Below are 20,110 nucleotides of genomic sequence, written 5' to 3'. Positions count from 1 at the left end.
AACGGCGGAGTAAAAACCTGCCACGCGGCGGCGTAAAACCAGGCCAGTGGGGGGGTGCCAAGCGCCATGGCACGCGTGCTCTCCAGATAGCTGGCGCGTGCCATGGCGCATTGGCCCGCAGGGCCAATTCTGTGACGGATGATCAGGTGCCGGCTTCTTTCCGGGCGCGGCTTTGGGCAAGCCTGTAACTCTCACCGTTCATTTCGAGAATGCTGACGTGATGGGTCAGGCGGTCGAGGAGAGCGCCGGTCAGCCGTTCGGTGCCGAAGGTTTCGGTCCATTCGTCGAACGGCAGGTTGCTGGTGATCAGCGTGGCGCCGCGCTCATAGCGCTGCGAGATCAGCTCGAACAAGAGCTCCGCACCGGTCTTGGAGAGCGGCACGAAGCCCAGCTCGTCAATGATGAGCAGCTTGACGCTGGCCAACTGCTTTTGCAGCCGCAGCAGGCGACGTTCGTCGCGGGCCTCCATCAGTTCACTGACCAGCGTGGCGGCGGTGATGAAGCGGACGGGCAACCCCTTCTGGCACGCCGCCAGCCCGAGGCCGAGAGCAACATGGGTCTTGCCCGTGCCGCTCGGGCCAAGGGCGATGACGTTCTCCCGCCGCTCGATCCAGTCGCAGCGGGCAAGTTCCAGCACCTGCATCTTGTTCAGCTTGGGGATCGCCTTGAAGTCGAAGCTGTCGAGGCTCTTGGTGGCCGGGAACTTCGCCGCCTTGATGCGCCGCTCGATCATCCGCCGCTCCCGGTCGATCAGTTCCAACTCGACCAAGCGGGCCAGGAACTGGACGTGGTCCTGACCTTCGGCGGCGCATTGTCGGGCGAGCTTGTCGTATTCCCGCAGGAAGGTCGGCAGCTTCAGCGTCTTCAGATGATCCGCGAGCAGGATCTTCGGGGCGTCACTCATTCCGCCGCCTCCGACGTCAGGGCCATGTAGCTGGCGACCGAGGTCGTCTCGACATGCGCGCGTGGCAGGTAGGGGTAGACGTCGAGGTCGAGCTTCGGCGGCCGCTTCTCGACGTGACAGAGCACGAGGTGCTTGACCGCATCAAAGCCGACCGCCCCCAATTGCAGGGCCCTCTTCACCGCGGCGTGGAGGTCATCGATGCCGAAGGTCTCGAGCAGGCGCAGAACCTGAACATACTCGCGGCGCCCGGCCTTTATCATCCGCGCTTCCATCAGGCGGCGCAGGGTCGCGAACTCAGACGGCAGGTCCCATTCAACCAGGGGCGCCGCCTGGTCCAGAGCGTTGATCTTTTGCTCGATGAGCGGAAGGTAATGCACCGGATCAAAGACCATGTCCTCACGGTCGTGGCAGCGGGGATGGCGTGCGATCACCTCGCCACCGCAGCCGATCACGACCACGTCGACATAGCCCCTGATCCAGACGTCACGGTGGCCGTAGGCGACCGGCACCGAGTAATCATTGGTCTTGTAGCGCACCAGCGCCTGGGAGCTGACCCGTCCGGTCGCCTGATCACAGGCATCGAACGGCGCAGCGGGGAGTTCGGACATCGCCGCCAGATCCCGCGCGAGCCGGTCTCCGATGGTCTCGGATTGCCCCCGCAGGACATCCGACTGGCGTTTGCGGCACTGCTCCTCCAGATCGGAGTTGAACGCGTCCCAAGAAGCAAACCGCGGGATCGGCACCATGAAGTTGCGCCGGGAATAGCCGACCAGGCCCTCCGCGTTGCCCTTGTCGTTGCCTTTGCCGGGACGGCCGTATCGATCACGGAACAGGTAATGTGACAGGAACCCGCTGAAGAGCGTCGCCCGCTTGCGCGTTCCGTCCGGCAGGATCTTCGCAACCAAGCAGCGGTCGTTGTCGTACAGGATCGAGATCGGCACCTTGCCGAAGAAGGCAAAGGCGTGGATATGGCCATCGACCCAAGCCTCGGCGGTGGCCGCCGGATAGGCTCGCACGAAGCAGCCTTCGCTGTGCGGCAGATCCATGACGAAGAAGTGTGCCTTCTGCTCAACACCGTCGACGACAACCACCGCCTCGCCGAAGTCGGCCTGGGCGTGCCCGGGCGGATGCGCCAGCGGCACGAACATCTCGCGGCCGCGCCGTTCGCGCTGACGCATGTAATCCTTCACGATCGTGTAGCCGCCGGTGAACCCGTGCTCTTCGCGGAGCCGCTCGAACACACGCTTCGCCGTGTGGCGCTGCTTGCGATGGATCTCCCGATCGCTGTCCAGCCAACCGTCTATGATGCCGGTGAAGGCATCCAGCTTTGGTCGCTTGACCGGTGCCGTTCGTCGATATCCAGGCGGAACCGAGAACGCCATCATCTTAGCTACGCTGTCGCGAGAAATGTTGAAATGCCGCGCCGCTTCTCGCTGGCTCATGCCCTCAGCACAAGCCAGCCAAACTTTCCGATACAAATCCACGGTGAAAAACCTCCCGCCCTCCCTGTCGCCAGAAAGGGTAAAGGTGGCCGACTTTTACGCCGCCCGCAGCAGGCTCATCCCGCCGCTACCGTGGCCGACTTTCGCACCGCCGTTCTCACCCGGCTCATCGCCGTGATCATTTGTGGTGATGGATACTCCTCGAGGAACGCCAGAAACCAGTCGGTTCTGGAGTTCCGATGAAATCGTTCGGCCTCCGGGAAGTAGAGCGGCAGATAATGCGTCAGGATGCGATGCCAAAGCTCGGTCTTCGAACGCGAGACGATCTCGTGGGTCTTCGACAGTTCCTGAATGTCGGCGGTCCCGGTCACCAGCGGATCGTGAAAGAACTGAACGGCGCCGATCTCCAGTGTGCCGAAGCGCAGTTGACCCGCATACCGGGCAAGGGCGACCTGGCGAAAGCCTTCCGTTATGCGCTCAGCCGCTGGCCCTCCATCATCCTGTTCCTGGAAGATGGCCACGTCGCTATCGACAACAACGCCCCTGAACGGGCAATGCGCCCCATCGGTATCGGTCGGAAAAACTGGCTCTTCGCCGGCGCCGACACCGGCGGTGAAACCCTGGCCCGCGCCATGACGCTGATCGAAACCGCCAAGATGAACGGACTCTACCCGCAGGCCTATCTGGCGGACGTGCTCGACCGCATCCACGATCACAAGATCAATAGGCTCGACGAACTGCTGCCGTGGAACTGGAAGGCTGCAGTCCACCCCCGCAGCGAGGTCGCCTGATGGCAGCCACGACATATGTCTGCTCGGTCGGCCATGTTGCCACCCTGCTGGGCGAGGATATGGAGCTTCTGGAGGCCATCGTCAGCAACGACGACAATCTCTCCTATGTCAACATCGACAGCGTCCACATCGGCCGCGAAGACTACATCACGGCCCTCACGGATGACGTAATCGACGAAATCCGCGACATGCTCCTGTCTGCGAGAGTCTCGGTCGAGGCATGGCACAGCTTCCTCGAGGACTTTGTCGGCGAGCCCGACATCATCGCCCGCGTCAAGGACCAACCGCTGCGGTAGAAACCGGGTGGTTACGAAAGCCCAGCAGCAGATGCCGCTGAAGGCGTTTGCGAAACACGACCGCTCCCGCTTCATCCAGCCCGGCAAGACTGCAAACGGTCTTGCCCAAATCAATGCCCAGAACCTTGATGTCCATCAGATGCTCCTCTCTCCACCTATGCCCGCCACAGTAGCAGCGGGTTGGTGGGAAGGCAGTTCATCCCATTAGGTCACCACGCTAAGCGACACTCTCCGATTATGCATGCGTGCTACTCATCGCTAAAGAAAGCGCGCCAATTAGCGCTAAAGATCACATTTTCATGATTGGCAAAAACGGCCATTCGGTACGTTACCGAGAAAGAATTATTTCGGCCGCAATTACGCCAATAGCCATACAGATTAAATTTGTGTTTCCTCTTGGAATAGTTGGCATAATCGCCGCATCAGCAACACGCAGATTTTCTACGCCCCGCACCCGAAGCGAACTATCCACAACTGAGTTAGTGTCATCCCCCATCCGACACGTGCCAACGGGATGATAAACGGTTTCGGCTGTCTTCCGAATCCAATTGTGTACAATTCTCTTATTTGAACTTGTGGCTTCGTGATCAAGCGCTTGATCAAGATACCGCTGCATTTCGCCATTTTGGATTATCTCGGTGGAAAACGCGACACCGTCAGCAAGCGCGTCGATATCTCTTGGATCGGTGAGAAACCCCGGGTCAATAAGCGGTGCATCGCGAGGATCCGATGACGCCAAACGAATCTCTCCGACGCTTTTGGGTTTGAGTTGACAAACGCGCAGCGCAAAGCCGTTTCTGGGGTGCTTTCCATGTGGCGGCCACTTAAGCGCCAGAACAAGATGGCTCTGAAACTCTGCATTTCCTGACTGCCCATCGGTCCAGAACGCACCGGCTTCAATACCCTGTGTCGCTGCGTTGCCGGTGCCGGTCGCGAGGTATCGCGCACCAGAAAGAGCGCTATGCACGAGCCCTTCATAAGGACGAAAGTATTTGGTAAAGGTATCGACGCCCTTGGTTGACCACCGCATTGAGCAATCAAGATGGTCGCGCAGATTTTGACCAACTTCTGGTGCATCAACCACGACCTTGACCCCAGTGTCGTACAAATGCTGAGAGGGCCCGATACCCGACAACATCAGAAGCTGCGGGCTGCCAATCGCCCCCGCGCACAAGATTACCTCGTTGTCTGCGCGCAATAGAGTTTCATCAGAGCCTTGCTGTACGACGACGCCTCGCGCAGTACCCTGCTCCAGATAGATTCGGCGTACGATCTGATTTGGTACAACCACGAGATTTTGGCGATGGGCAGCCTCTCGCAAGAACATTGACGCGCCATGTCGCTGGCCATCCGCGATGTTAACATCGAAGAACCCCGCACCGAGCTGACTTTTACCATTGAAGCCGTCACAGTTTCTTGCGAGCCCGGCCTGCTCGCAAGAGGTGATATACGCTTCGGAAAGTTCATGCCCGATGAGTCGTCGCGATAATCTGATGGGGCCTTCCAATCCGCGGTCACCGCGATGCTTTGTCGGTAGTCCACTCGCATTCTCAATATCGCGCAGAACCCGAAACATATTTTCCGCTCCCCAAATGGAAGAGGCGGCCTTGGCCCAGTCTTCGAAATCAACATGAGCACCCTTTATAGCGATCATCGAGTTGATTGATGAGGAGCCGCCAATCACCTTACCACGCGGGATGTAGATTTGTCGTGAGCCCAGTTCCAATTGCGGCGTGGTTTGGAATTTCCAATTGAAGCCCGCGCCCTCATAGAGCAGCCGTACTCCCGATGGCATGCCGATTAAGAAAGATTTGTCGCTCTTACCTGCCTCGAGCAGCGCAACACGCACCGTACCGTCGCGACTCAAGCGCTCAGCAAGTGCGCAGCCAGATGATCCTGCGCCGACAATGACATAGTCATAATGAACGTTTTTGGCTATCGATGCGTCCCTCATGTGACAATCCAGAGAACGAGTCCGGGCAGTGTAAAACAGACCACGACCGTCATTAATTGCATGAACACAAATGCCGGAGCAGCTGAGTAGATCCGCCGCAACGAGATTGAGGCAGGGGCTGCCGATTTTAAGAAGAAGATGTTATAGCCAAAAGGCGGCGTCAGATACGCGGTCTCAAGCACCAGAATGGTCAACGCCCCGACCCAGATGAGATTAACGTTCAGCGCCGACAGAACCGGCAGAAAGACAGGCATGGTCAGGAAAAGGATACCGATCGGATCTACGAAGAAGCCCAAGAAAAAAACGATTAGCAGCATCGTCGCAGTAACGACGCCGGGCGTGACGCCTAAGCTTGCGATCAGGTCATGCACGACATCCCCGCCACCTATGCCGGAATAAACCGATACAAATAGCAGCGAGTTCAGTGCGATCCAGAGAACCATCGTGGTCTGCTTCGCAGCATCGACTGCAGCATCAAAAATCCCCTTCCAATTAATAGTTCGTAGGGCCAGGGCAATCACGGCGCTTACGGCGGCACCGATGGCCGCGGCTTCGGTTGGAGTGGCGATACCCGCTAGCATCGAGCCCAGAACGGCCAAAACCACCAGAATGGACGGCAAGGTGCGAGCGTAGGTCCGCATCCGCAACTTCGGGGGGGTCTTTTCGCGTGTATCGTCCGACGCTGCAGGGCAAAGATCTTTGTCCAGCCAGCAACGGATGGACACATAGGCTACAAGGCAGATTACCATTACCGCTCCCGTCGATAGACCGACAGCAAACATTTTGCCAACTGAAACACCTGAAAGACCGCCGTAAACTATTGCTAGAACACTGGGTGGAAACAGTTGTCCTAGCGCGCCTCCTGCCATGATGACTCCTAGCGACATTTTTTCATCGTAGTTCCGTCGCAGCATTGCGGGGAGTGCGATCTTCGTCGACGTCAAAACACCGACGGCGCTGACCCCCGACATACATCCGATCCCTGCGCAGACGAAGATTGTACCTATCGCCAACCCGCCTCGGAACTTGCCGATTAGCATGTACATCGCATCATAGAGATCGTCGGCAATCCCGCTTCGTACAAGTAGCGCCGCCATAAACATGAAGAAGGGCAGTGAAACCAATGAAGGATTTTGCATCCCCGCAAACACCTGGCTAGCCAGTATGAAGATTGAAGCTGGGCCCCAAATGAAATAACCGAAAGTAAGTGAAACTATGCCGATGCCGAAGGCGATCGGCACACTCATAAACAGTACGCAAATCAAAGAAACAAAAAGCAAAAGTGTTATAACCGAAGCGTCCATGGTTTTATCTCTTTTCCGGTTCAGTTTCGGTGTCGTTATTCTGAAAGTCTGGGTCTGTCCCCTTGAGGATCCTGACTACACCGATCAGCGACTGGAAAAACAACGACGCCACCGCGACCAACAGTAGCACGGACTGCGGCCAGATGGGCGGATCCCAAGGCGTGTTCGAAGTCTCAAGAATCAAGATGGAATCCCAAGAACGTTTCCACACGACCGATAGAAATATCGCAGCGTAGATACACAGAATAAAGTAGACGCTCGCCCCGAGGATATTCTTGGCGGTAGAAGACAACAGGCTTTGAACAAAATCTATGGCGACATGACTACGAGTTCGGATGTTGTCTCCCACGCAAAGCAGAAAGATCGCGCCGAATAAGATCTGCACCAACTCCCCCGACCATAAGGTAGGTTTTGAAAGTATGTATCGCACAAATACTTCGTAACACGATGCGATCACGCCCACGATCAGTGCCAGTGCTGCAAGATATGACAAGTATCTCGAAACCTTATCTATCGAATACATCAATTTCAGCATCGTCTTGTCTCCCCTCAGACTGATCGGCCCAGGCTGATTGTGACCCGAACCGATTTATTCTTCTGTAATAGATCAGGGCTGTCTTCAGGGGGCTTCGACGCTATAGCCGAGGTCTGCCAAGAAGTTCATGCGAGACTCCTGGATTCTGCGAAACTCTTCCGACGCAGGCGAGTATTTTTCGCGCACGACCTCATATCGGATTTTCTGGAAATTTTCGAGATCGCCGTCGGGCCAGGTGACGAATTCGATCCCGGCATCTCTGAGTTCTTGCTCAATCTTGCTTTCGTCCAGGCGCGATTGAACAAAAAATTCCTGACTTGCCGAGCGTAGCGCATGGTCGACGATCACTTTGAGATCGTCTGGTAACGCGTTCCAGGAGTCCAAGTTGACTATCCAATCCGATGAGCCACCCTTAGTGAACTTCGGGTAGACCACGAATTCTGTTACTTCGTGCAAACCAAAGCCAAAGTGCACGGGCGTTGATACGAATTCGAACGCGTCGATAGTTCCGCGCTGCATGGCAGTGTAAATGTCTTCAGACGAGATATTGACCGGCGAAGCGCCTAGCTTAGCAAGGGACTCGGCTGTCAAGCCGGAGCTTCGTATTTTAAGTCCGTTGAGATCGCTGAGGCCCACGATCTTCTTGTTGGACCAGATGTTTTCGCCCAACAATGTCGTGACGCCGAGGTAATACAGGTTATGTCGCTCGGCCACCGGTCGCAGTAACTCTTTGCCCCCGCCAGAATAAAACCAGTCGAGTGCTTGCTGACGCTCGAGTCCAGCGGGCCATTCATTGACTCCTTGGAAAGCCGGTTCTTTGCTTGCGTAATAAAGCATGAAGGTGCTTCCGAGATCCAGAGCCCCGGCCCGCACCGCTTCGGGCACCTCGGCCGAAGACACCACTTGGCCCGCAGGGAAAACCCGGATACTCATTCGGCCGCCAGACGCCTTTTCAACTTTCTGGGCAAAATTTGTGACCAGCGTGTTATATTCGGACATACCGGTACTGGCATAAGTTTGCATACTCCATTCGACCTCTGAGGCACTAGCCTCGATTGAGCCGAAAGCCGCGACCGCCGCAATTGCACTCCAAGCAATCGGCTTCATTGTGATTTTCATGTCTTCCTCCCTACTTTGTAATTTTGCAGTTCTGCGACGCAGTAAACGTCTTATTTTCTCCCTAGTAACTGGGTTACGATCTTAGTTTCCAAAAATTGCGCAACTACCTCCGACCCGCCTTCGGTTCCCACACCGGAATCACCGATTCCGCCAAAGGGAAGTTCGGGAAGTGCTAGCCCGAGATGATTGATGCTGAGCATACCCGCTGAAATGCCATGCTTCAGTCGTGCGACTGTCGCAGCGTTATCGGAGAATGCATAGGATGCTAGCCCATAATTCAGACGGTTTGCCTCAGCTAGGGCTTCGTCCAGCGTTCGATAGCGGTTGATCAAAGCGACTGGGCCGAACGGCTCCTCATTCATAATGCGGGCCGTGACCGGGACGTCGGTCACAATAGTAGGCGCAAAGAAATACCCCTTATTGGCGATGCGGTTTCCGCCGGTACGAAGGTTCCCTCCTGCGGAGACGGCATCTTCGATCAAGCACCTTATAGAATCTATCCTGCGCTGGTTTATCAACGGTCCCATTTGGCTGATCGGATCATGTCCGTCGCCCACCACCAGCGCCGCGGCTTTCTCGACGAACATGTCAACATAGCGGTCAAATATTGCTTCCTGGACTATAAAGCGCGTAGGCGAGGTACAGACTTGGCCCGCATTTCGGAACTTCTGCTGAATCATCAACTCGACGGCTACGTCAAGATCCGCGTCTTCGGTGATAATGACCGGCGCATGCCCACCCAGTTCCATAGTGATGCGTTTCATGTGGCTGGCTGCCAATGCCCCCAGGTAGCGCCCCACCTCAGTCGACCCGGTGAAACTAACTTTGCGAACCACGGGGTGCGGAATCAGATGGCCGGAAATCAACGGAGGATCGCCGAAAACTAAGTTGATAGCGGCCCCGGGAACTCCCGCATCGACAAAGGCGCGCACGAGTTCGGCGGGCGATCCCGGGGTGTCCTCGGGACCCTTCAACACAAAGGAGCATCCAGCAGCTAAACCCGCGGCCAGCTTTCGGACGCATTGGTTGATTGGAAAATTCCAAGGGGCGAAGGCTGCAACCGGCCCTATCGGTTCTTTCAGCGTGACCTGAAACACGCCGGGACTGCGAGCGGGAATAACCAATCCATACGTCCGGCGGGCCTCCTCGGCGCACCATTCAATCATCTCGACCCCGGCAAGCACCTCAGACTTTGCCTGCCGCAGTGGCTTACCCTGTTCCAAAGTCAGGATCTCGGCGATCCGTTCTGCCCTTTCTCCTAATAAGTGGGCAGCTTTGCGCAATATTGCCGACCGTTCGTGGACCGAGCGGCGGCTCCAATCATCAAATCCGAGTTGCGCTGCTTCAAGCGCTGCCTCTAGATCGGCGTGCGTAGCACTGGCAACAGTGCCTATTACCTTCTCGGTCGCAGGATTTACCACATCAATCGTGTCACCAGCACCGCCTGGGCGCCATGCGCCACCAATATAGAGCTGGACGTCTGAGTAGGTCATGTTCCGTGTTTCCAATTGGGTTTTCATTCGGGGATACAACTGTCAGTCACGCATCACGGCACCCACCTTGTGGTAGGAAAACTTCGAGAGTTTGGGCCGGACTTTTGGACAAACAGAACCTTTGTTATTTCCTTCAAATCAATACTAATCCCCTGGTTTCGCACTGGCTGCGTAGCCTCACTTTGTCGTTTTCGAGAATCGAGTAACGCAGCTTTACTAACTATGTGACATGCTTGCAGCGCTCACTTGAGCTGACAAACGAGAAATTATTGCGGGTCAATTAACTTTAAGTTACTTGATGGTTCCCGCGGTGAGGTAGCCACAAGAATTGGGGCCAATCGTTAAGGCAGATCCCCTGATGAGGAAGAAAACCTAAGCTGTGGAAGTGAAGAACCATTCACCGAAGTTCAAAGCCTGGGTCGACTGTACTAGGTGTGAACTCTCAGTAGGCTGTTCATCCGGTTCGGAGTTAGGCTGCAATCGCCAATCTCCAGCCGAGGACCCCGAAGGATGAACAACCCACATCGGGAGTGGGCAAAACTTGGGGGTCAGGCTGCGGTCCTGCGGTATGCGCTGGTCAACCTTCCGTCGAGAACGGCGGCCTGCACGATAGCGACGCGATGGGCGCCTTTGGGTGACCATCTCATGCGGGGTCTGTTGCATTAACTTGAGAGCCGCGCACTAGGAGGCAGAACCGCATCCTTCAGGCAGCTTCCGGGAAGAGCTTGGCGACGAAGTCGATCTCGTTTGCAACTCCGGTCTTGCAGTTCTCGAATTGGCCCTTTCGGATCGTGCGGAAGGTTTCGATCCCAGCGAGGGCAGCCTTCGCTCCGGCCATGGTTCGGAAACCACGCATCGGTCGCAGTCGCTGCTTCAGGGCAGCATGGTCGCTCTCGATCCGGTTGTTCAGGTACTTTCGATCGACGTGCCGGATCACATCCTTCGGCCCGAGCCGGTCATTGATCTCACCGATCACCTTCGCATAGCTGTGCGCCTTGTCAGTGACGATCGTCAGCGGGTGGTAGAGTCGTACCGTCTCTCGGGCCTGCCGCAAGAAGGCTCTTGCAGCCTTGGCATTTCGCCGCGCGGTTAGCCGAAAATCGATCAACTGGCCGAACTGATCGACGGCGCGCCATAGATAACACCAGCGTCCGCCGACGCGGATGTAGGTCTCATCGACATGCCATTGCAACCCACGCCAGGAACGATGGCCACTGTAGGCCCGTTCGCAGATCTCGGGGCCGAACTTCCTGGCCCAGCGGTGGATCGTGGAGGCGTCGACCGTCACCCCGCGCTCGCCCAGCATGTCGCGGACGTCTCGGCACGACAGCGGATAACGACAGTACCAGCGCACCGCCAAAAGGATGATCTCTCGCGGAGACCGATGCCGCTTGAACGGGTTCTTGCGCAGCGCCATCAGCACCCCCATCATCAACAACACACGGAACCTGCGCAATAGAAGAAGTTAATGCAACAGACCCCATTGATTTTATGGGACAATTTCAGACTGGATTCTGATCAATTAGGGTACAGTGACAAACAGGCTCATGTCCCAGTCTCGGACAACACGCCCGCATCTTCCAGCTGCTCCCGATCCGGCAGGTCTTGCAGCGACTCCAGATCGAAGGCGACCAGGAACTGATCCGTCGTTACGTAGGTATAGGGCGCCCCGCGCCGCGGCGACCGTGGTCCCGTGCCTATGAGACCGCGTGCATGCAGCCGCCCGATCAGGTCGCGGCTGATCTCCTTACCGAAGATATCCTTCAGTCCATCGCGGGTGATCGGCTGATGGTAGGCGATCGCGGCCAGCACCGCGACATCGAACTCGCTCAGATTCAGCAATTGATTCCCGACATCCGCCGCAGCGCGGATCGCGGGCGCATAGGCAACCCGTGTCCGAAACATCCACCCACCGGCGACTTGAGCAATCTCGAAGGCCCTGTCCTCGAGATCGGCGGCGAGGTCCTTGATCAGCAGATCGACCGAAGCCCCCTGCCCCAACACGCGGGCCAGGTCTTCACGCGACACTGGCGAGGCAGAAGCAAAGAGCACCGCCTCGATCCGGCGCATCCATTCGCGCCAGCGCAACTCCGGCGGCAGGTCGGACAACTCGCGGTCAAGATCGGGGTCGGGTCGGTCTATGGCCATCTCAGGCTCCAGAGCAGCAGATCATGCCCAGCCTCCTCCGCAACGGGCCACATACATCCCGGTCACCCAAGATGCCGCCCGGGGTCCATGTGCCCGTGCAGAACCCGAAGGACACGAATACCGCCCGCAATCTGCCGATAGTAAACAGCGTGAGAGACGCTCTCATAGCGCCGCACCCCTTCGCTCACATATCCATAATCCGAGCCGAAACTCGGGTTTTCCGCCACGGTTTCGATCCGGCCATAAAGTACCTCGCTATACTGTTCGGCCTGATGCAGACCAAACTCTTCGATCCCATACAGGTAGATGTCGATCAGGTCGCGCTCGGCATCACGGGAAATTTCAATCCTCGCCACGTAGCAGGCCCTTTTGCCGCGCTTCCTCGCGTGCGGCGGCCATGATGTCGCTCAAGCCACGCGTGCTGACGCCCCCGGCCTCGGCCCGCTCCAGCATGTTGCGCAGATCATCAAACGCCGCCTCCCGGCGTTCCTGATCGCGCCGCACCAGATCGCGAAAATACTCGCTCACATTGCCATAACGGCCTGCGCTGACCTGCGCCTCGACCCAATCGTTCATCTGATCGGGCATCGAAATCGTCAGTCTGGACATGATATGCCTCCGCCTTGATTGTCATACCTGTTCATATCTAATCATACTATTTGAACATCCAACCCACAACCGCCCTCTATCACCGATCCACTCGCCATCACTACACCCCATACAGCCGAAAGGTGTCGCGCCCGGTCAGTTCGCGTATCGCGCCGAGGTCAACCAACCGGTCACAGAGCCGCCGCGCGGCCCGATCCTGCATAGGCAACTCGGAGGGGGCGACGGCATCGCGGGTCAGGAACATCTCGACCGCGTCGCCGGCCCGCTTGGCCCGCAGTTTCGGAGCGACCGCTTTCAGATACGCCGCACGACGCGCGAGATCGGCAGCGAGGCGCACGGCCTCGGCCGCCGACGAGGTGAGCGCGCGATGACAGGCCAGCCGCAAGTCTTCCCCAGGCTCGCGCAGTTCGGCGCGTTTCAGGCCCGAGGCCAGCAGCGGCACGAGATGGTCCCAACCGAGGGCTTGGGCAAGGGCCGCATCCGCAAGGATCAGCCCCGGAACGTCGGCCCGCGGCGCCTCGCGCAGCACCGCCTCCAACACCAGTGAGGCACGCTTGACCGGGAGTGGAAAGAATGTGGGGATACCAGAAGTTTCTGATCTAAAGTCTCGCTGTTTCTGCAGGAGGGATGGAGATGAAATTCAGGATAATGTTGGAGACGGAATTTGGTTGGGGCGAGTCGCGATCACATGAGATTTGTACGCTGGAACGCCGCACTCTCGCTGTGGACCGGTTATTCCAACGAATTGACTGCGTGACCATCACCGTCACCAAGAAACTCAGCCTGACATCAGCAAACTGACAAAGCCGATTGAACTCAATTGATTAATGCAACAGTCCCGTCTGAAACGACGTGGACAGCTTCAGGCTCTACGCTCAGGCCAAGGTCCTGCCCTTGCGCCCAATCCTTTGCCGCATCCGCAAGACAGCGGAGTTCCTGCCCGCCCACATCAAGGACGTACCGAGAGCGACCCCCCAAGTATATGCGCGTCCGCACTTGCGCGCGCAGATCGCCATCCCCCGGGTTGTCGTGGATTTGAATGGCTTCCTGCCGCAGCATCAAGGTCACTTTTGCACCGTCGGAGAGGTCTCTTCTGCCTAGCGGAATGCGCTGATCACCGACAATGGCGGAGCAGGACGTCCCCCGGTTCTCGAATACGGCGTCGATGAGGTTGCCGGCTCCCATGAACGTAGCTGCGAAACGCGTCCGGGGTTCGGCGTAGATTTCCTTGGGCGATCCTACCTGCTCAATATTGCCACCATTGAGCAGCACGATACGGTCGGACAGGCTGAGCGCCTCTTTCGGGTCGTGGGTCACGAACACTGTTGTCAAACCGGTTTGCCGGTGAAGACGAATTAGCTCCTCCTGCATGTTTTCGCGCAGTTTAGCGTCGAGGTTCGAAAGCGGTTCGTCCAACAGAAGAACCTGAGGTTGAGACACCACCGCGCGCGCAATGGCAACGCGCTGTTGCTGACCACCGGACAGCTCCGCTGGCTTGCGGTCTGCAAGGTGCCGCAATTGAACCAGGTCCAACGTCCCCTCCGCCCGCAAGACCTGCTCGCGCTTAGTCCCAAGCCGGCGCATCCTGAGGGGAAACATCACGTTCTCTCTCACCGTAAGATGCGGAAGAAGCGCGTAAGACTGAAAGACCATCGAAATGTCCCGCATTTCAGGGGGTAAATTCGTCGCGTCGGTCTTGCCGATCAGTACGGTGCCCGACGTCACGTCCTCAAGGCCGGCGATCATGCGCAACAGAGTCGTCTTCCCGCATCCGCTGGGGCCGAGGAGGCTGACGAATTCGCCCTTCTCGATCGACAGTGAAAGGTCTTTGATCACCTGCACCGTTCCATAAGTCTTCGATACGTTGTCAAGCCTAACGGCACTGTTGGTGTCAGTCGTCATGTCAGCCAGCTACTTTCTGAATTCCAAGGATTCGATCGATTACGACGATCAGTAGGACCGTCATCGCGATCATCAGGGGAGTGGAAAGAAGTTGGGGGTCAAGCAGCCTTTGGTCGATGCGACACGTTAAGTCTTCCATCTAGCACAGCGGCTCTTGTGATCGCAACGCGGTGCGCGCCCTTGGGTGACCAACGCATCCTTCGACGTTTTCCCATGCGGAGGTTGGCAAGATCATCGACGCAGCCCTCTGCACGAGACGTCGAGACCGGATGACCGTCCCGGTGGCGCTTGCCGTAGTCCGCAATGGAGCCAGCGTTGTTCTCGAGGTAGGTCGCGAGAAATTCGCCGCGCTTTCGGATACGCTGGATGGCCAGACCCACCAATGGTCGGGTGAGGTCCTGCAAGCTCTCAGCACGCCAGCGCAGGTGACGAAGCCCCACCAAGGCCTTGGTGGTTTGGCCGTGCCAAATCAGCCATCGAAGACGTTTCGCCAGCCAGGGCAGCTTGTCGGCACCCTTTCGACCCGCACAGCGCTCCTGAAGGCCTGCCGCAGCATTTTCGATGTGTTTGATCCGCATCGAGATATGCCACCAGTCCAGAATGTGTGTGACGGGCCGGCCGGTTGCCGTTCTGACATGGCTCACCAAACCTGGTAGGACACCCCGAATTTTTCGTCAACATCAATGACTTACGACGAAATAAAGCACATTTCCCTATTGCAAGCACGCAGTGTTCTTGCTATCTCATGATTGCATAGCGGCCGCTTAAATCATGTGGCCGAACATTAACAGGCAGTCTTACCTGACCCAATCTTGGGTTAAAGCGCGGCTTATCACAAGTCGGCAGGAAGCAGCCTCAACCAAGGTCCGGACCGAAAGGTCGGGGATGACGTTGAGTCGCTGCTCTTTTGTCTCCGGATCTTGGTTTCACAGAAATGGCCTACGGGCTCGAAACCATAAAGGTGACATTTATGTCTGAACACAAACCTCTTTCGCAGTCGGGCAAAGCGCCAGAGATAACCACTTTGCCGCTTGATCGGCTAAAGCCTTACGCGCGCAATGCGCGCCAACATAGCGACAAACAGATCGATCTCATTGCCCGGTCGATCCGCGAATTCGGCTTCAACAACCCCGTGCTCATCGATCGTGATCACGCCATCATCGCCGGGCATGGCCGGTATGACGCCGCCAAACGCCTTGGGCTCACAACGGTGCCAACCGTCCGGCTCGAACATCTGAGCGAAGCCCAGATCAAGGCCTACCGTATCGCCGATAATCGCATCGCGGAACTATCGACCTGGGATGACGAGGTTCTGCGCCTCGAAATTCTCGACCTGAGCGATCTCGATCTCGCAGATAGCCTCGAGTTCGATGTCACCCTCACCGGGTTTGACACGCCGGAGTTGGATATCATCCTCGATGGCGTTAGCACCACCGCGCCATCCGCCTCCCCCGAAACCGTGGAGGATCCGGATCCGAAGGCTAATCCCGTCGCGCGCCCCGGAGAGGTCTGGCAATTGGGATGCCATCGGTTGGTTTGTGGCGATGCCCCGAACCCGGCGATCTATCGCAGTCTCATGGGCGATGAAACGGCCCGCATGATCTTTACCGACCCGCCCTATAGCGTGCCGATCAACGGCCATGTGCGAACGGGCGATCACAGCGGACATCGTGATTTCGCGATGAGCGTGGGCGAGATGAGCGAGAGCGAGTTCCAGGGTTTCCTGCGCAAATTCATTCGCGAAAGTACCGCTCTGCTCACCGATGGCGGTATCTGCATGATTTGCATGGACTGGCGGCACGTGAGCGATCTCATCATGGCCGGCAAAGCCGAAGGCCTGTTGTTGTCGCGCGCAAACACTCCGAGGATTGCCGGCGCGTCATGCAGTCAGAGTGGTACAAACGGGCCTTTCGCCACACCCGCCTGAGCAAACGCCAAAATACAGCAGATGCGTTTCACACCACCATGGGCGGCAGTCGCAAAGCCGTCTCGCTGGGTGGCGCTGTCACTGGCCATGGTGCCGATTACATCATCATCGATGATCTTCTGAAAGCCCAGGACGCTGCCTCGGAGGTCGAACTCGAACGCGCGCAAAACTTCATTGAGGGCACGTTGCTTTCACGCTTCGACAAGCCCGCCGAAGGGCGGGTCGCAATGATCGCCCAGCGTCTGCATGAACTGGATCCGCCAGGATATCTCCTCAAGAAAGGCACCTATCGGCATCTGAACCTGCCAGCCATCGCCGAACAAGATGAGCGCATTGCGCTACCTCGCGGCGAAACCCACCTGCGCAAGGCGGGGAAAGCACTGTTTCCCAAGAACCTGCCCCTCAGCACGCTTAACGAGATGCGTAAGGAAATGGGAGCGGCGGCGTTCAACTGTCAGTATCAGCAAAACCCCATCGCCCCCGATGGCTCACCCCTGCGGTGGGAATGGTTTGGCAGCTACGACACCCCGCTTGAGCGCTCCGAGTATGAGTTGATCGTGCAAAGCTGGGACACCGGGATGTCAGCCGATCCCCGGGCAGATTATTCGGTCTGCACGATCTGGGGGTTTCGGGAGCGGCGCTGATATCTGCTCGACGTCATTCGCACCCAGCTCGACTTTCCGGACCTGAAACGCAAGGCCTTCTCGCTTTGCGACAGCTGGCAAGCGGATCGGGTCCTGATCGAGGATGCGGCCAGCGGCAAACCCTTACTTCAGGAGTTTCGGCGCAACGAGTATCAACAGCACATTCCCATCAATGTGTCCGAAGATAAGGAAATCCGTTTCAACGCGGCCTGTGCCCCTATCGAGGAAGGACTTGTCCATCTTCCGACTGACGCTCCGTGGCTTGCGGATTTCAAACGGGAACTGCAGAGTTTTCCCCGGGGCCGCTACGACGATCAGGTCGACAGTTTCAGCCAATTCCTGAACTGGACGAAAGGAGTCGGCTTTTGGCGCTCGCTTGGACGCAACCACCCGATCAACAAAGAACGACAGGAGCGTGCCAACCGACGCCCCAGACGCCGGTGAGATCTGGGGACGCCCAGTACGGGGGCATTCGTGCCCGAACACACCCACATAGCCCGCCCCCACCACGCTTTATGCCGACACGCATTCCGCAGGTGATGTCGGAAAGGCACAGGCGCCGGTTTTACTGGTTCAGGAAGCGGCTGGAGCGGCAATATCATGATATGGTGAAAGTCGGAGATACGTTATCTCCTACCTCCCTGTTAGACTGGCCGGCTCAGGTGAGCCGGCCTTTTTTTTGCGCGGGTTGGAGGACCAGAACTGACATCCCGATTTCGGCAGTTTCCCTCATCAGTTCGTAAGGAATTGCAGATCGATCAGACGCCACGAGTCCTGCTCAGGCAGGCGCTTGATCTTTGCCAGAAAATAGGTGCGCAGCGTTGCTCCAAAGCCGTTTTGCGCATCGACATATCCGCTGACTTCGAACACGCAACCCCCGATCGGATAGGCACTCACCGCATTGCGGGTGTGAGTACTCGGAAAATCCGCGGTCGATGGCGATTTGAGGCGTTGTTCGACGAAGGCCTGGGTATAGAAATAGGCGTTGGTCGCGTTCCCCTCGCCGCATTGCGCAGCGCGACGCTCTGCGCGTTCCTTTTGCCGGGCCTTTTCCTCTTCCGCCTTGATGCGCGCGCGCCGTTGCCTTTCTTCTTCGTAGCGTTCTGGCGCAAGTACCTTAAGTTCGCGATACCACCGGTCCGGATCGACATGTTAGATCTCTTCGAGATAGGCGACCGCATCGACCTCCTTGAGTTGTGCAAGATGTGCATTCCACGCCTCATCGGCTTTGATGAGGCTGAGCGGTGCCATCACGAAGCCGACGACAACAAACAACAAACCCGAGAAGACACGGCTCCCCAGACCCAGCCAGTTAAAGGGGCGGATCAGAGCCACCCCACAGATCAGGGCCACCCCAAGCGTAAGCACCTGCGCGACATGCGGATTGAGCTGCATCGCAAACGCCAGCGCAGCGATGATCACGCCGGCACGCCAAAGTTTTGTGAAAAATCGCTTAGCTCGCATTCGTCCGATTTCCTTTGTTACATGGTTGATAAGGCAAGAACATTAATCCCGTTTTGGGAGTATTTGACTAACGAGCGTATCTGCACATGTCCACTGGAAAGAGACATGGCGCGTGGCCGGAACTGTCAGATCTAAACCGTATCAGGAATTCCTGCAGGCCATGGTGGCGGCACGGCGCGACCGTGGTGTCTCGCAGGCTGCCTTGGCCAGTAAACTCGGCAAGCCCCCGTCATTCGTCGCCAAGTATGAACTCGGTGAGCGGCGTCTCGACGTCGTCGAGGTGTTCATCATTCTGAAGGTTTTGGATATTGACCCGGTCGCCTTCCTCAGTGAGACGCTCACCGATCTGCCGACGAGATTGGCAAATAGGCGGTGAGTTTTTACCGAAGTTGATTTGTGACGCGGATATTTAACCCACGGTTGGGAAAGCCCCATGGCCTGGGAAAGAATGGGCGCTTAAGCGAGCAACCACAAAGGCACGAAAGCGTGACAGGTCCAATCGGGGCTCGCGGCGACGATGTATCGGGCCGCTCAGAGAAGCCGGATATACGTCAGCAATCGTGATCACCAAACCTGACCCAACCAGACCGTTGCAATCAGGCGGGGTCCATATACGTCCACACATGACAGCACCCACATGACCGCTGGCAACCCTCATTGACAAATCACCTTGTAAAAGTGTATACATTTTATATAAACTTTTATACAGTTAAATTCGAATCGGAGTCATAGAGCGTTTGGTTATGGTTGATGACAACATGAAGAAATCGTCATATCTTCGCGCAGAGGTGGTCCGAAACGCGCTTGGAGAGCGCATTTTGTCAAATCAGCTAAAAGCCGGCGACGTGCTGTCAGAAAGCTGGGTTGCTAAAGAGTTTGGTGTTTCAAGGACCCCGGCCCGTGAGGCCCTGCGGCATCTTGCTGCGCTTGGTCTTGTCGAGTTGCGACCCAACAGACGGCCAATCGTCGCGCAACTTACGATCCGTGACGTCTTGGAACTCTTCGAAATGATGGGAGAGCTTGAGGCATCATGTGCGCGGTTGGCCGCCAGACGGCGTACAGAGGATGTTATTGATGCAATGCGCAGCCATAATGAGGAATGCGCCGAGGCGGCAAAGGCAAATGACTCAGGACTCTATTACAATGTAAATGAAAAATTCCACGAATGCATCTATCGCGCGGCCGGGAATACGCTGCTTGAACGCGATGTTCTTCTTTTGCGTAACCGAATGCGATTGTTGCGCAATGCTCAGGGTGCTGTGCCGGGCCGACTGGCGAATTCCTATGATGAACACCGCCGTCTGATTTCTGCGATCGAGGACAGAGAGGAAGATTTTGCCGCAGAAATCATGCGCAAGCACCTTCAGGCTCAGGGGGAAACTCTGAGAGAACTGCTGATGCGGATAAACACAGATCGCCTAGATGGCGATAGAGGGAGCTCGGGAGAGAGAGGAGCCGCAGATGTGGATCTCTCGGGTTCAGTCGAAGACCAGCCGTTGCATCGCGCCGGAAAGGGAGCGGTGTAGCCGACAGTCTTGTCAAAATGATGTTAGGCAATGCGGCTTGCAGATACGTAAA

21 protein-coding genes and 4 pseudogenes are annotated in these 20,110 nt (G+C 57.0%); 7 read left to right on the top strand and 18 right to left on the bottom strand.

All coding sequences use genetic code 11. From position 1 onward, the window contains the following. Positions 1 to 142: 142 nt before the first annotated feature. The 3 genes and pseudogenes from istB to RBB31_RS16400 all read right to left on the bottom strand — a co-directional run. A complete protein-coding gene (istB, locus tag RBB31_RS16410; protein ID WP_306130378.1) occupies positions 143 to 904 on the bottom strand; it encodes an IS21-like element helper ATPase IstB in 762 nt (253 codons plus the stop codon). After that, on the bottom strand, positions 901 to 2,346 hold the full coding sequence (gene istA, locus RBB31_RS16405) for an IS21 family transposase (RefSeq protein WP_306130387.1): 1,446 nt from the start codon (positions 2,344 to 2,346) through the stop codon (positions 901 to 903). The genes istB and istA overlap by 4 nt, the downstream gene beginning before the upstream one ends. A gap of 161 nt (positions 2,347 to 2,507) precedes the next feature. Next, a pseudogene (locus tag RBB31_RS16400) lies at positions 2,508 to 2,756 on the bottom strand (IS110 family transposase); the annotation flags it as partial. Between the two features lie 3 nt (positions 2,757 to 2,759). Here RBB31_RS16400 and RBB31_RS16395 point away from each other — a divergent pair. Continuing rightward, positions 2,760 to 3,137, top strand: a pseudogene (locus RBB31_RS16395) (transposase); the annotation flags it as partial. Then, positions 3,137 to 3,433: a hypothetical protein gene (locus RBB31_RS16390; protein WP_306130377.1), complete on the top strand. Its 297-nt coding sequence runs from the start codon at positions 3,137 to 3,139 to the stop codon at positions 3,431 to 3,433. The pseudogene RBB31_RS16395 and the gene RBB31_RS16390, both read left to right, overlap by 1 nt. Here RBB31_RS16390 and RBB31_RS16385 read toward each other — a convergent pair. The 13 genes and pseudogenes from RBB31_RS16385 to RBB31_RS20605 all read right to left on the bottom strand — a co-directional run. Further along, positions 3,411 to 3,569, bottom strand: a complete 159-nt coding sequence (locus tag RBB31_RS16385; RefSeq protein ID WP_306130376.1) for a hypothetical protein — start codon at positions 3,567 to 3,569, stop codon at positions 3,411 to 3,413. The genes RBB31_RS16390 and RBB31_RS16385 overlap by 23 nt on opposite strands. 192 nt (positions 3,570 to 3,761) lie before the next feature. Further along, positions 3,762 to 5,387 carry a GMC family oxidoreductase gene (locus RBB31_RS16380; RefSeq protein WP_306130375.1) on the bottom strand — a complete coding sequence of 542 codons (1,626 nt, stop codon included), beginning with the start codon at positions 5,385 to 5,387 and terminating at the stop codon, positions 3,762 to 3,764. Continuing rightward, positions 5,384 to 6,691, bottom strand: coding sequence for a TRAP transporter large permease subunit (locus tag RBB31_RS16375; protein WP_306130374.1), 1,308 nt, complete (start codon positions 6,689 to 6,691; stop codon positions 5,384 to 5,386). Before RBB31_RS16375 ends, RBB31_RS16380 begins: the two co-directional genes overlap by 4 nt. A 4-nt stretch (positions 6,692 to 6,695) precedes the next feature. Continuing rightward, complete coding sequence (locus tag RBB31_RS16370; RefSeq protein WP_306130373.1) at positions 6,696 to 7,226, bottom strand: TRAP transporter small permease subunit; 531 nt, start codon at positions 7,224 to 7,226, stop codon at positions 6,696 to 6,698. A gap of 84 nt (positions 7,227 to 7,310) precedes the next feature. Beyond that, on the bottom strand, positions 7,311 to 8,345 hold the full coding sequence (locus tag RBB31_RS16365) for a TRAP transporter substrate-binding protein (protein ID WP_306130372.1): 1,035 nt from the start codon (positions 8,343 to 8,345) through the stop codon (positions 7,311 to 7,313). A gap of 50 nt (positions 8,346 to 8,395) precedes the next feature. Next, positions 8,396 to 9,838, bottom strand: coding sequence for an NAD-dependent succinate-semialdehyde dehydrogenase (locus RBB31_RS16360; protein ID WP_306130371.1), 1,443 nt, complete (start codon positions 9,836 to 9,838; stop codon positions 8,396 to 8,398). 703 nt (positions 9,839 to 10,541) lie between these two features. Continuing rightward, complete coding sequence (locus RBB31_RS16355) at positions 10,542 to 11,255, bottom strand: IS6 family transposase (protein ID WP_306130370.1); 714 nt, start codon at positions 11,253 to 11,255, stop codon at positions 10,542 to 10,544. Positions 11,256 to 11,383: 128 nt separating this feature from the next. Continuing rightward, positions 11,384 to 11,986 (bottom strand): SMC-Scp complex subunit ScpB, encoded by a 603-nt coding sequence (locus tag RBB31_RS16350; RefSeq protein ID WP_306130369.1) that lies wholly within the window; start codon positions 11,984 to 11,986, stop codon positions 11,384 to 11,386. A gap of 62 nt (positions 11,987 to 12,048) precedes the next feature. Continuing rightward, the gene (locus tag RBB31_RS16345; protein WP_306130368.1) at positions 12,049 to 12,342 is read right to left on the bottom strand and encodes a type II toxin-antitoxin system RelE/ParE family toxin; all 294 of its coding nucleotides are present in this window, start codon (positions 12,340 to 12,342) and stop codon (positions 12,049 to 12,051) included. Then, a complete protein-coding gene (locus tag RBB31_RS16340) occupies positions 12,329 to 12,595 on the bottom strand; it encodes a type II toxin-antitoxin system ParD family antitoxin (RefSeq protein ID WP_073037346.1) in 267 nt (88 codons plus the stop codon). Before RBB31_RS16340 ends, RBB31_RS16345 begins: the two co-directional genes overlap by 14 nt. Before the next feature lie 100 nt (positions 12,596 to 12,695). After that, positions 12,696 to 13,157 (bottom strand): annotated as a pseudogene (locus tag RBB31_RS16335) (DUF1403 family protein); the annotation flags it as partial. Between the two features lie 254 nt (positions 13,158 to 13,411). Beyond that, positions 13,412 to 14,497 carry an ABC transporter ATP-binding protein gene (locus RBB31_RS16330; protein WP_306130367.1) on the bottom strand — a complete coding sequence of 362 codons (1,086 nt, stop codon included), beginning with the start codon at positions 14,495 to 14,497 and terminating at the stop codon, positions 13,412 to 13,414. Between the two features lie 98 nt (positions 14,498 to 14,595). Then, positions 14,596 to 14,838, bottom strand: a pseudogene (locus RBB31_RS20605) (ISKra4 family transposase); the annotation flags it as partial. A 629-nt stretch (positions 14,839 to 15,467) separates the two neighbouring features. Here RBB31_RS20605 and RBB31_RS16320 point away from each other — a divergent pair. Genes RBB31_RS16320 through terL form a run of 3 tightly spaced genes read left to right on the top strand, consistent with a single transcriptional unit; the run spans position 15,468 to position 17,512 of the window. Further along, entirely contained in the window at positions 15,468 to 16,424 is a 957-nt protein-coding gene (locus RBB31_RS16320) for a ParB/Srx family N-terminal domain-containing protein (RefSeq protein WP_306130366.1), read from the top strand. Then, on the top strand, positions 16,379 to 17,068 hold the full coding sequence (locus tag RBB31_RS16315) for a hypothetical protein (RefSeq protein WP_306130365.1): 690 nt from the start codon (positions 16,379 to 16,381) through the stop codon (positions 17,066 to 17,068). The genes RBB31_RS16320 and RBB31_RS16315 overlap by 46 nt, the downstream gene beginning before the upstream one ends. Positions 17,069 to 17,071: 3 nt before the next feature. Beyond that, positions 17,072 to 17,512: a phage terminase large subunit gene (gene terL, locus RBB31_RS20600; RefSeq protein ID WP_371931341.1), complete on the top strand. Its 441-nt coding sequence runs from the start codon at positions 17,072 to 17,074 to the stop codon at positions 17,510 to 17,512. Positions 17,513 to 17,800: 288 nt separating this feature from the next. Here the strand turns inward: terL and RBB31_RS16310 are convergent, their stop codons facing one another. Both RBB31_RS16310 and RBB31_RS16305 read right to left on the bottom strand, forming a co-directional pair. Continuing rightward, a complete protein-coding gene (locus RBB31_RS16310; RefSeq protein ID WP_306130364.1) occupies positions 17,801 to 17,938 on the bottom strand; it encodes a hypothetical protein in 138 nt (45 codons plus the stop codon). 282 nt (positions 17,939 to 18,220) lie between these two features. Continuing rightward, positions 18,221 to 18,490 (bottom strand): hypothetical protein, encoded by a 270-nt coding sequence (locus tag RBB31_RS16305; RefSeq protein WP_306130363.1) that lies wholly within the window; start codon positions 18,488 to 18,490, stop codon positions 18,221 to 18,223. Between the two features lie 154 nt (positions 18,491 to 18,644). On the opposite strand from RBB31_RS16305, the gene RBB31_RS16300 reads away from it, so the two are divergent. Both RBB31_RS16300 and RBB31_RS16295 read left to right on the top strand, forming a co-directional pair. Next, positions 18,645 to 18,908 (top strand): helix-turn-helix domain-containing protein, encoded by a 264-nt coding sequence (locus RBB31_RS16300; RefSeq protein ID WP_306130362.1) that lies wholly within the window; start codon positions 18,645 to 18,647, stop codon positions 18,906 to 18,908. A 367-nt stretch (positions 18,909 to 19,275) separates the two neighbouring features. Beyond that, on the top strand, positions 19,276 to 20,058 hold the full coding sequence (locus tag RBB31_RS16295) for a GntR family transcriptional regulator (protein ID WP_306130361.1): 783 nt from the start codon (positions 19,276 to 19,278) through the stop codon (positions 20,056 to 20,058). Positions 20,059 to 20,110: the final 52 nt, after the last annotated feature.

This window comes from Roseovarius sp. MMSF_3350, from assembly GCF_030733425.1.
Lineage (GTDB): Bacteria > Pseudomonadota > Alphaproteobacteria > Rhodobacterales > Rhodobacteraceae > Roseovarius.
This window is presented reverse-complemented; position numbering and strand designations above follow the sequence as displayed.

What these genes read in the sequence shown, in the direction of transcription:
- istB (WP_306130378.1), bottom strand. Translation starts at nt 904, where the DNA reads ATGAGTGACGCCCCGAAGATCCTGCTCGCGGATCATCTGAAGACGCTG.
- istA (WP_306130387.1), bottom strand. Translation starts at nt 2,346, where the DNA reads ATGAGCCAGCGAGAAGCGGCGCGGCATTTCAACATTTCTCGCGACAGC.
- RBB31_RS16390 (WP_306130377.1), top strand. Translation starts at nt 3,137, where the DNA reads ATGGCAGCCACGACATATGTCTGCTCGGTCGGCCATGTTGCCACCCTG.
- RBB31_RS16385 (WP_306130376.1), bottom strand. Translation starts at nt 3,569, where the DNA reads ATGGACATCAAGGTTCTGGGCATTGATTTGGGCAAGACCGTTTGCAGT.
- RBB31_RS16380 (WP_306130375.1), bottom strand. Translation starts at nt 5,387, where the DNA reads ATGAGGGACGCATCGATAGCCAAAAACGTTCATTATGACTATGTCATT.
- RBB31_RS16375 (WP_306130374.1), bottom strand. Translation starts at nt 6,691, where the DNA reads ATGGACGCTTCGGTTATAACACTTTTGCTTTTTGTTTCTTTGATTTGC.
- RBB31_RS16370 (WP_306130373.1), bottom strand. Translation starts at nt 7,226, where the DNA reads ATGCTGAAATTGATGTATTCGATAGATAAGGTTTCGAGATACTTGTCA.
- RBB31_RS16365 (WP_306130372.1), bottom strand. Translation starts at nt 8,345, where the DNA reads ATGAAAATCACAATGAAGCCGATTGCTTGGAGTGCAATTGCGGCGGTC.
- RBB31_RS16360 (WP_306130371.1), bottom strand. Translation starts at nt 9,838, where the DNA reads ATGACCTACTCAGACGTCCAGCTCTATATTGGTGGCGCATGGCGCCCA.
- RBB31_RS16355 (WP_306130370.1), bottom strand. Translation starts at nt 11,255, where the DNA reads ATGGCGCTGCGCAAGAACCCGTTCAAGCGGCATCGGTCTCCGCGAGAG.
- RBB31_RS16350 (WP_306130369.1), bottom strand. Translation starts at nt 11,986, where the DNA reads ATGGCCATAGACCGACCCGACCCCGATCTTGACCGCGAGTTGTCCGAC.
- RBB31_RS16340 (WP_073037346.1), bottom strand. Translation starts at nt 12,595, where the DNA reads ATGTCCAGACTGACGATTTCGATGCCCGATCAGATGAACGATTGGGTC.
- RBB31_RS16330 (WP_306130367.1), bottom strand. Translation starts at nt 14,497, where the DNA reads ATGACGACTGACACCAACAGTGCCGTTAGGCTTGACAACGTATCGAAG.
- RBB31_RS16320 (WP_306130366.1), top strand. Translation starts at nt 15,468, where the DNA reads ATGTCTGAACACAAACCTCTTTCGCAGTCGGGCAAAGCGCCAGAGATA.
- RBB31_RS16315 (WP_306130365.1), top strand. Translation starts at nt 16,379, where the DNA reads ATGCAGTCAGAGTGGTACAAACGGGCCTTTCGCCACACCCGCCTGAGC.
- RBB31_RS16295 (WP_306130361.1), top strand. Translation starts at nt 19,276, where the DNA reads ATGGTTGATGACAACATGAAGAAATCGTCATATCTTCGCGCAGAGGTG.